Here is a 9,147-nt window from a genome sequence, read left to right as displayed (position 1 = left end):
TGCATCGGCTCGCGATCGGGCTGGGAATTCCGATCCGTGTCGCTCACCTGCCACCGTATTGCAGCAAGTACAACCCGATCGACCACCGACTTTTCTGCCATCTGACTGCGGCGCTCAGTGGTCGCTTGGTGGAATCACTCTCATGGATGCAAATGCTGTTCTCAGAAGTGACGACACGTCGTGGTCTCAAAGTTGTCTGTGAATTGGCTCGCAAGGTGTATCAATCAGGAATCAAAGCCAATTCAGAATTTCGCAAAAATGAACCTACCCAACGTGATGTCCAGCTCGGTCAATTCAACTATGTACTGCCGAACTGAAATCCCGAAGTTGTTTCCGAACGTGTCCTTAGCGGTGGTTCTTCCAACGATCGGGGTGGTCGCGACTCGTGGCTACTCAGCGGCACGTTGGTATGTTGCGGCGTCCATCTGTCTTGTATCTGCAGCACTCATTACTCCGGCCGACTTGTTGACGATGTTAGTGTTGGCGGTCGCGTTCTTTGCCGTGCTCGTGTTGGGGTCACGCATACGTCTATTGGACAATCCTATTGCCAGCTAATATGATCTTTACGTTCTCACTGTGAAGAGCCAGCGGATGCACATGATACGCCGAGTCGAGTATGATGAAATGGTCAGCCGTTCACGGCGACCATTTGATCCTTGTCGTCCGTCGGACTAGAAGAAAGGAACACACTTGCGACCTTCGTTTTCTTGGTCCTGGGCGGGAACCTATCGGTACAACCACAGTGGATTCATGCCCCAGCCGACGCCTGCAGTCGCGTTCCAGATGTCTATTTCGCTCGGTTGGTTCGGTCGGTTCTCTGGCAAGATTACGGAAGACGACCATGGCGTTCCAGAAACCGCACTTGTGCAGGGCCGGGTGCGCGGGACAAGGATTTCGTTTCGAAAATGGTATCCGAGCTTCTGGATGGCCAGCGAGAGTGGCGAGAATATTCGAGTGCCCGGACTAAAACCCTTCGTGCTGTACTACCGTGGTGACGTCACTCACGATTTTGCTCAGGTTAACGGCGTGTGGGAAATCCCCGCAGAGAGTCGCTACATCAATGAGCAGGAATGGGAGTTTCCTGCTGCTGCCGGGACTTGGGATGCAGCCGCGCAAAACAAGCAATAAACGACAAGCGATGCAATGGTACGGAGAGGCAGTGCTCGCCGTTTTGAAGTGGGGGATTGTTCGCCGCCGCCCACATATCGCCGCCGTTCGCCGACACTCGAGATGAGTGTTTTTTCAGTCGCCAATCCAGCGCACATGGCAACGGGTGCTCACTCGTCGTTTCTGCCTCGAATGCGTTGGGCACCACAATCATAGTTGTCGTTGCCCATCTACGCGGGCATGTATTGGCACTGCTTTGGATCTCGCGGATAACCCGGCTGATGCGTTTTCGAGTTTCCGATGATTATTGCACGTGATATAATTCATCCGACCTCCATCTCGACGGGCGGCGCAACACAGCGGTAGAACGCGGCAGACCGGGAAGTGAACGCGAGAGCGGGAGTCGTGCTTTTGGGGTCTGCTTGCATGTCGATTGCCAGTCCCGCGTGATTTCAATGATTCCCGATTGAATTGTGCCCAAATTCGTTCTTCGCTTCGTTGCCGCCGACCCCGATCGTGACGACGATCGGTCCGAAGGCGTTTTCGCGGTCGCTTACGACATCCTTTACCGCGATCAATCGCCCAAACACGTGCAAGACGAAATCCGCAAAACACTAGACTGGTTCGTAGCCGAACTCCCAGTTCCCAGCCGTTTTGTTCGCGGCCGTCGAGCACACCGTTCCGATACGGGGCTGTGCTGGTTCAAACCCACTTCGGATGACTGCATTCGCAATGTACGATACCTCGCGCATCTTGTTTCCGAATGTGGCATTCCGGTACGAGAGATTCGCACCGACAAACCGGGGTACATCCTGTATGAAGACGATCACCAAGTAGTTGCGAAGCCTGTCGCGGACACGCCACGATGATCAGGTGCGATGCGGGGAACAGTCCCACGCAATGGAACCGGGGTTGCGGGCGTTTTGGCCGTGGTCGACTCTACACTCCCCGCCCGGTGACGGGGACCGTTCACTGAGCTCAATGGACATCGCAACCGCTACAATCGAAGAATGGCGCGAACTCGGATTCCACTACGAACTGGATGACGATCATCACGTTTGGACGCTTACCGGCTCCCGTGGCGGGCTGGGGCGATTCGCGAAGATTCTACGGCAGTTTGCCTCAGACCCTCGCAACGATGTTCCATTCGAGCACGATCACTATGGCCCCTACGGCTATCTAAGGATCATGAATAATCCCGACGAACGAGGATTCAATTCGAATGGGTTTTTTGCGCCTCGCTCTGAATTCTCAAAACTGGCCGACGTTATCGACTCGCGATTGGCTGATTCCCAAACTGGCTCCACCATAGACCTGTCAGGAGACTTTTCGCCTGATTCCGAGTATGAGCTTCGGTTGATCGTTGCACCCGACGATTTCGATCCCGGCTTGTTTGATCCTTGGGTGCAACAGGAGATCAGAGAACCTCGCGATGCTTACAAACCGCCGAACGGCAAGTCTTGATGATGGTTTCCCACACACTCAATTCTCAACCGAAGACGTGACCCCCGATCATGGATCGTGGCGATCAACGATGACGGTAAACAACAAAACGCTCGAATTCGTCTGGGGGCCTTCGCCGCCCATGGCTCGCCGTCTGCAGTGGTCGCAGTCGGATGGCCGAGTTTGCTTGCCTGTGTATCGGCCACGCGATACGATGGCAATGTCGCTGGATACCTCGTGAGCTGCTACCCGTATGATCCACCGTGTGCGACCCGCAATACGATCTACGAAAGCGGCGCGGGCGCGATTCTCAATCGTGAGACAGCGAGCGTGGTCGATAGCGTTGAACTGATCGTTTCCGAGTGGAATGTGGCTACCAGGCGAACCCAACATGAACGAAAATGACTGACATCCACGACGACCTCCGACGGGCAACTGTTGACGCGATTCGCAAAGCTCGTGCAGATATGGGCAGAGAGTTCGGTTCTGATCCGATACACGGGTTCGCTCTCTGCACAGACGACAACTTGATGACCCTCTATTCTGCGGCTTGCACGAAGTCATGGGTTGCTGAACGTGAAGCCGAGTACCAAGGGATTGGTTCGATCTATGTCGAGTGGAACCAGTCTGCCGGCGACCGTCATTTCGAATCAATATCCAAAACACTTGCTGCGTTGGCGGAGAGCGATCAATCTACGAGTAAGCAACGGTTTGACTGCCTCAGACTTGCTCTGGAAGACTGTCGGGCCGAGGGGCTTTTCGATTCCGACACAGTACTTCTGTGTGGAAACACCGACGGCGTAGGTGAGATGGAGGCGGAAGCTGTGGATCGCCTGAACTCAACCGCGATAGCGGGGCAGGTCGCAGGAGATCTTTGCGTTGCGGAGTACGGCGACGATTGCGTACCTGCTGATAGATCGCCGAGCCAAGGTACTGGCTCATTTCTCGGGAAATTGATGGCTGGATTCCAGCAGGCTTTTCGCCGAGATGCCAACCAGCTGACGTCGATGGAGATCGTCCCTGGCCGTGGAGTGGAAGGGTGCGAAATCGGATTTGCGAGGGATGCTGCACGCGAAGTTTTCGGCAACACGCAGAGCACCAGTGCCAACTATTTTGAGTTCCCCCATTTAGGCGTCGACGTGCAGTGTCGCAAGAAGAGGATTGATGCTATTTACTTCTTTTTTCGAACCAAAAACTACGAACCATTCAACGGCAATACTCGAGAAGGAATCGGCGCGAGGAGCACTGCAAAGCAAGTCGTTCGCACGTATGGCACCCCGGACAAACAAGATCAAGGTCCCACTTCGAGTGGGGGCACATACGAACGTTTGTACTACCGTCGTCTGGGGATTGAATTCAACTTTCGCCACAACGAGCTGGAGGATATCCGAGTGTATGATGCCACCGACGTCGAGTCAGGGCCGTGAGCTGAGTGGCGTCTCTGGGAGTGTTTCAGGCACGGATGCGGATAGCGATCAAGCACGATGCTCGTACTCTTGCTCGAATCGGAGCGTAAATTACCATGCATAGTCTAGCCAGCATTGAGATCGATCGGCCGATCAGGGAAGTCTTCGCTTACACCAACGAGAAGGTCCCAGAGTGGAGCCTTACCGTTGTCGAGGACGAGGTTATCGAGGACAGGAAAGGTGTCGGCACGACGTTCCGCTGTGTCACCGAGGAGAAAGAACACCGGATGAGTTTCGAAGGCGTCATCACCCTTTGGGAACCGCCCACCAAGTCCGCAGTCACGTTGACTGGGAAGAACTTCGACATCAATGCCGTGTATCTCTTTGAGGACTTGAACGGCCGCACTCGCGTGACTCAGGAATCCACGGTGATCGGCAAGGGCTTCGTGAGAATCATTTTCTTCGTTTTCGGGCGGCTCATGAGCAAACAGGGCTGCACAGCCGCCTGCAGAGAACTCGAGAGTCTGAAGAAAAAGCTCGAAAGTGGTGCTGGAGTGGCAGCGGGCTGAGTGGCGATGCGGGAAGATGTGGGTTGCTCAGTATCGTGCTACGTTTGGCAACGTCGGTGGGTATGACCTGGTGGTCTCGTCGTTCGCCAAAGAACCTTTCAATTCCCCCAAGCGACGAAATCGAGCGTTTCCAGATAGCCAATCCCAGGCCGCCGCGGGCACCTCGCCGCTGCTGTGTGTCTAACCCATTGAACGCCATCAGAGGCAGTCTTGTTCGCGTTTGCTGGGAGAGGTATTCTGACGGCGACAAGATCGGTTCAGCGGGCAAGTCGTTTGTTGCGCTGGGTATCTCTTCTGAGAACGATGCGGTGCACTTTTGCCGCGAGTGATCGCATTGCGTTTCGCGTTTTGGCTGGTCGGCCGCATGCTCCGGTTGGATTTTGACGCGCATCCACTACCGGCTGGGTTTGGGTAAATCGATGACAGTAGAGAGCAAGGACGATCTCGATGGGATCCTGAATACTGGGCGGGTTGTTGCCAGAGTTCGCGACGCCATGCTGCACGCGGTGGAGCCGGGGATGACGACCTCCGAACTGGATAAGGTGGGGGACGAGTTGCTGGATCGGTTCGGAGCCAAGTCCGCTCCCAGGGTCAGTTATAACTTCCCAGGTGCAACCTGCATTAGCGTCAATGAGGAGGTCGCACACGGCATCCCGGGTGGCCGAATTCTCCAGGCGGGGGACGTTGTGAATGTCGACGTTTCCGCCGAACTGGATGGTTACTTTGCCGACACGGGTGGGACCGTCGTGGTGCCACCGGCGACTGGAGTGAAGACACGTCTGTGTGATACCACTCAACTAGCATTGAAGCGGGCGATGACTGAGGCCCGCGCGGGGGCACCGATCAACCGCATCGGAAAAGCAATTCAGCGAACCGCGACGCTGCGTGGATTCAAAGTGTTTCGGGATCTTGCCGGCCATGGAATCGGGCGGAGTCTCCATGAAGAGCCCGAGGGGATTGTCAGCTACTTTGACCCCCGGGATACACGCCGACTGAAGTTGGGCCAGGTGGTCGCGATCGAGCCATTTCTTTCGACTAGAAGTACTCGTGTGAGCCAAGCGGACGATGGATGGACTCTTCTTAGTCATCCCCGGAATCTCTCTGCCCAATACGAGCACACGATCATTGTGACCAAAGGTGCGCCGATTGTTGCGACCCTGTCCGATACATGCTGCTAAGCAACGCGGGAGTGATGAATATCGTAGTGGACGAGGCGACGAGTCCTTTCGCTTTGCGTGATCGATTGATTTTTTGGGGATTCATCGCCTCGTCCATTACGGAATTGTTGTGGGACTCGTCGCCTCCTGTCAGTTACCCACAAGTATCCCGAAAGGGATTGAAGAGAATAGCCGTAGGTCAGCGCAGCGCCACCTGCGGTTGTTCGTTGAAGATGGAGCGTCGACCCCGAAGTGGGTCGCAGACCTCGTCGCGAATTATCTTCAACCCCATTCGGGGTTGGCACGCGTGTTTCGCGGCGTTTCCGGTGGTATTCGCTTGCGCTCGACCACCGGCTATTTTCTAAAACGCCTTCGGCGTACGAAGACTTGTGGGTAATCGACAGCTCGTCGCCTCGTCCATTACGGAAAGTTTTTTGGGACTCGTGGCCTCGTCCACTACGGAGATTGAAGAGCGAAGCGTGGCGAACAACCTTGATCGCCTTCCGATGTAACTTTCATGCTTGGGATCTGAACCATTGATCGAATTGTCCGAGACGTTCAAACTGCTCGAAGCCTACGACATTTCGCTGGTCGTCATTGGCTTAGGCATTTTAGGGCTAGCGGTACTGCTGCACCGGTTCGAGCGTTTGCCGTTCTCCTTTCCGATCTTGTCGCTCGCCTTGGGCTACGCAGCCTTTGCTCTTCCGCTAGGACTCACTCCGCCCGACCCTCGAATGCATGGTTTGTTGGCGGTTCATTTGACGGAGATCGGCGTGATCATTTCGCTGATGGGCGTGGGGCTGAAGATCGACCGATCGCCGAACCTGAGGACTTGGAGCACGACCTGGAGGATGCTGGGGATTTGCATGCCTCTGACGATCGTTTGCGTGGCGCTGTGGGGTTGGTGGATGGTGGGTCTGGCGCCAGCAGCCGCCGTTATGCTGGCCGTCGCGCTCGCTCCGACAGACCCGGTATTGGCCTCGGACGTGCAGGTCGGCGAGCCCGAAGCTGAGGTCCCTGGTGACGGTAGTTCCGTGACAGACGAGGGAACCGGGGAGGACGAGATGCCGGCCGAGCGAGAGGACGAACTGCGATTCACGCTCACGTCGGAGGCGGGGTTGAACGATTCATTGGCGTTTCCGTTCACGTATCTCGCTCTATTGATGTTGACCGAAGGCCCATCGCCAGCGGACTGGTTTGTTCAATGGTTGTTGATCGATGTTTTTTACCGCGTCATTGTAGGCGTCGCAGCCGGCGTAGCAATCGGCTGGGCGTTATCGCATGTTCTCCTCGAGCTGCCTGTTCAGACGGAGCGAGAGAAGATGAAGGCGGGTGTGGGCGCGTTAGCTGGCACGTTGCTCTTGTACGGCGTGACGGAGTGCTTGGCCGGCTACGGCTTTCTCGCGGTGTTCGTTGGCGCCCTGACCCTCCGCCACAAAGAGAACACACAGCAGGAGCATAAGTCGCTGCACACCTTCGCCGATCAGGCGGAGCAATTGCTGATGACCGTTATTTTGATCGCGGTGGGCGGCGCGATCGCTGGCGGCCTGCTCGCTTCTTTGACATGGGAGGCGGCGCTGCTGGGGGTACTGTTGATATTCATTATCCGCCCCGGGGCGGGGTTGCTCGGGTTAATCGGTGAACAGCGGCTTACAGCTTTGGACCGCTGCATCGCCAGCTTTTTTGGTATTCGTGGAATCGGCTGTCTCTTCTACCTCGCCTACGGATTGCACAAGGGAGAATTTCCGATGGAGGACGAATTGTGGGCTGCATGTGTATTCACGATTGTCTTGTCGGTAGTCGTCCATGGGGTGTTGGCCTCTCCGGTGATGCGGTTCCGGGACCGACGCATGAAACAGCATGACAGCGAGCCCGACTCGGCAGAACCAATGAAGATTCGCATGAGTTAACGCAACGCACGATCAATTTCAGTCATAGTCCAAAGCCGCAGGACTCGTCGCCTCGTCCGCTACTAAAACCGACACTTATTCATCGTGTGTTGTTAAGGCTCCCCGTTCGGAGCTGAATGGGGGCGGCTGATAGCCGACGTCACTACCGCAAACTGGCAAACTGCAATACGATGGTGCGTCTGTCTGAACGAGACACGCGCATGCCCTGGACTTCGATCCGAGACAAACCATTTCACAAGAACACGAGGACATCAGCCTTCGACGATAAACGACTCGCCAAAGCAATCGCCACTCGCGACCAGAGTTACAAGCTTCTAATGTGGATCACCAACGCCATCGATCGAGGACACATTCAGCCCTCACGGGGTGCTCATCATTCGGGTGGGCCGGATGCGGCGACCCAGTGGCTGCGTTCGAATTACTATCACATCCCAGAAGAGCTTCGACCCCCGAAAGATGAAGTCAACGAGTTCGCGGCGTTCTTCAGCACGTACCTGACCTCGTCGTTCGACGTTATCGAAGGAGGGGGCACCCGAGGCGAAGGTCCAGCACCCATGGGTTGTCGATGTGAGCTTTGCATGCGGATCGTCAACGCGCCTCATCTGCAAGCCAAAAAGCTCTACGCTAGAGACAAACGGCGGGCTAATTGGTTGATGGCGGAATGCGTTTCGAAACTAGCCAAGAGAAATGCACTTGATATTGACGATGAGTTAGCGATGCAGCTTGTCACCGATGGCAAGACGCGGCGATACGCGGCGTAGGTGGCTTACGGTCATTGGCTCATTCGACGGCTTTCTGGCGATTCAGATGGTCCCGCCGTTCTGGCCCTCTGGCGACTGATCGCTTGGGATCCGCGCGGTGGCATGCGCCGCGGTTTCACGCTAGCAGTCGGAGACTTTCAAGCGGCTGAAAACGAACTGGTTTCAGCTATCGAAAATGCGTAGGCATCGACGGACCGTTTGCTCGCTGGACAGGAAATCATCCGTGTGGTTGAGTGCATTGTGAACGCTCAAGTGACAGTCCGCGAGACGCGACGGAACGCCATCTGGTACACCTGTGTGTATCCGGGATTGGTCGTTGGCGTCCCGGGCATTGTTGGTCTAGCAATCCTGGGGCTCGTCCTCTAGGTGAGATTGGGTGGCGAGTCATCCCCTGCTGCTGGCAACCCTGACACCGTTTTTTTTCGGCTCATCCGACGGAAGCGTTCGCGGAGCACAGGGGGAAGGTTTTTCTAGGCATGGCTCTCGTATCCAATAATCTTACAAAAATGCGTCCCTGATGAACGAATGTCCGCCAGGGACCGGCAACACCATTGGCGTACCATCGACCGAGATATCCCTTGCCAAGCCAGCACCTCTGCAGAGGTCGGCTCCGTTTCTCCCGGCAGATCCAGTCTTACATTCACTATCACCTCCGACAAATCAATCATTGGATACTGGAGCCATGGAGTGCCGGGATAAAACCGGTTTGGAATAGAGAATGAAAGTTTCTTACGAAGAAGGTTTAGCCAATCACTTCGGCCTCCGGCGGAGGGACGAATGCGGTAACGCGTGCG

At 55.7% G+C, this 9,147-nt stretch carries 11 protein-coding genes; all 11 read left to right on the top strand.

Going from position 1 to position 9,147, the window contains the following annotated elements; genetic code table 11:
• Positions 1-317 (top strand): ISAzo13-like element transposase-related protein (locus tag CA85_RS24280; RefSeq protein WP_407921409.1); only part of this gene is annotated, 317 nt, incomplete at its 5' end.
• Between the two features lie 373 nt (positions 318-690).
• Positions 691-1,128 carry a hypothetical protein gene (locus CA85_RS24275; RefSeq protein WP_146394273.1) on the top strand — a complete coding sequence of 146 codons (438 nt, stop codon included), beginning with the start codon at positions 691-693 and terminating at the stop codon, positions 1,126-1,128.
• A gap of 452 nt (positions 1,129-1,580) precedes the next feature.
• The gene (locus CA85_RS24270) at positions 1,581-1,976 is read left to right on the top strand and encodes a hypothetical protein (protein WP_146394271.1); all 396 of its coding nucleotides are present in this window, start codon (positions 1,581-1,583) and stop codon (positions 1,974-1,976) included.
• Between the two features lie 112 nt (positions 1,977-2,088).
• The gene (locus tag CA85_RS24265; RefSeq protein WP_146394269.1) at positions 2,089-2,571 is read left to right on the top strand and encodes a hypothetical protein; all 483 of its coding nucleotides are present in this window, start codon (positions 2,089-2,091) and stop codon (positions 2,569-2,571) included.
• A gap of 57 nt (positions 2,572-2,628) precedes the next feature.
• Positions 2,629-2,955: a hypothetical protein gene (locus tag CA85_RS24260; protein ID WP_146394267.1), complete on the top strand. Its 327-nt coding sequence runs from the start codon at positions 2,629-2,631 to the stop codon at positions 2,953-2,955.
• A complete protein-coding gene (locus tag CA85_RS24255) occupies positions 2,952-3,977 on the top strand; it encodes a DUF4303 domain-containing protein (RefSeq protein ID WP_146394265.1) in 1,026 nt (341 codons plus the stop codon). The genes CA85_RS24260 and CA85_RS24255 overlap by 4 nt, the downstream gene beginning before the upstream one ends.
• Before the next feature lie 95 nt (positions 3,978-4,072).
• Entirely contained in the window at positions 4,073-4,525 is a 453-nt protein-coding gene (locus CA85_RS24250; protein ID WP_146394250.1) for an SRPBCC family protein, read from the top strand.
• 16 nt (positions 4,526-4,541) lie between these two features.
• Positions 4,542-4,709, top strand: coding sequence for a hypothetical protein (locus tag CA85_RS25515; RefSeq protein WP_222435528.1), 168 nt, complete (start codon positions 4,542-4,544; stop codon positions 4,707-4,709).
• Between the two features lie 235 nt (positions 4,710-4,944).
• Positions 4,945-5,703: a type I methionyl aminopeptidase gene (gene map, locus CA85_RS24245; RefSeq protein ID WP_146394248.1), complete on the top strand. Its 759-nt coding sequence runs from the start codon at positions 4,945-4,947 to the stop codon at positions 5,701-5,703.
• A gap of 515 nt (positions 5,704-6,218) precedes the next feature.
• Complete coding sequence (locus CA85_RS24240) at positions 6,219-7,592, top strand: cation:proton antiporter (RefSeq protein ID WP_222435527.1); 1,374 nt, start codon at positions 6,219-6,221, stop codon at positions 7,590-7,592.
• A 200-nt stretch (positions 7,593-7,792) separates the two neighbouring features.
• Positions 7,793-8,353, top strand: coding sequence for a hypothetical protein (locus tag CA85_RS24235; RefSeq protein WP_146394246.1), 561 nt, complete (start codon positions 7,793-7,795; stop codon positions 8,351-8,353).
• Positions 8,354-9,147 lie beyond the last annotated feature (794 nt).

Origin of the sequence: Allorhodopirellula solitaria, assembly GCF_007859855.1 — a bacterium.
Taxonomy (GTDB): Bacteria; Planctomycetota; Planctomycetia; order Pirellulales; family Pirellulaceae; genus Rhodopirellula; species Rhodopirellula solitaria.
This window is presented reverse-complemented; position numbering and strand designations above follow the sequence as displayed.

Coding starts and splice junctions, on each gene's coding strand:
- CA85_RS24265 (WP_146394269.1), top strand. CDS start 2,089: ATGGACATCGCAACCGCTACAATCGAAGAATGGCGCGAACTCGGATTC.
- CA85_RS24255 (WP_146394265.1), top strand. CDS start 2,952: ATGACTGACATCCACGACGACCTCCGACGGGCAACTGTTGACGCGATT.
- CA85_RS24250 (WP_146394250.1), top strand. CDS start 4,073: ATGCATAGTCTAGCCAGCATTGAGATCGATCGGCCGATCAGGGAAGTC.
- CA85_RS25515 (WP_222435528.1), top strand. CDS start 4,542: ATGTGGGTTGCTCAGTATCGTGCTACGTTTGGCAACGTCGGTGGGTAT.
- map (WP_146394248.1), top strand. CDS start 4,945: ATGACAGTAGAGAGCAAGGACGATCTCGATGGGATCCTGAATACTGGG.
- CA85_RS24235 (WP_146394246.1), top strand. CDS start 7,793: ATGCCCTGGACTTCGATCCGAGACAAACCATTTCACAAGAACACGAGG.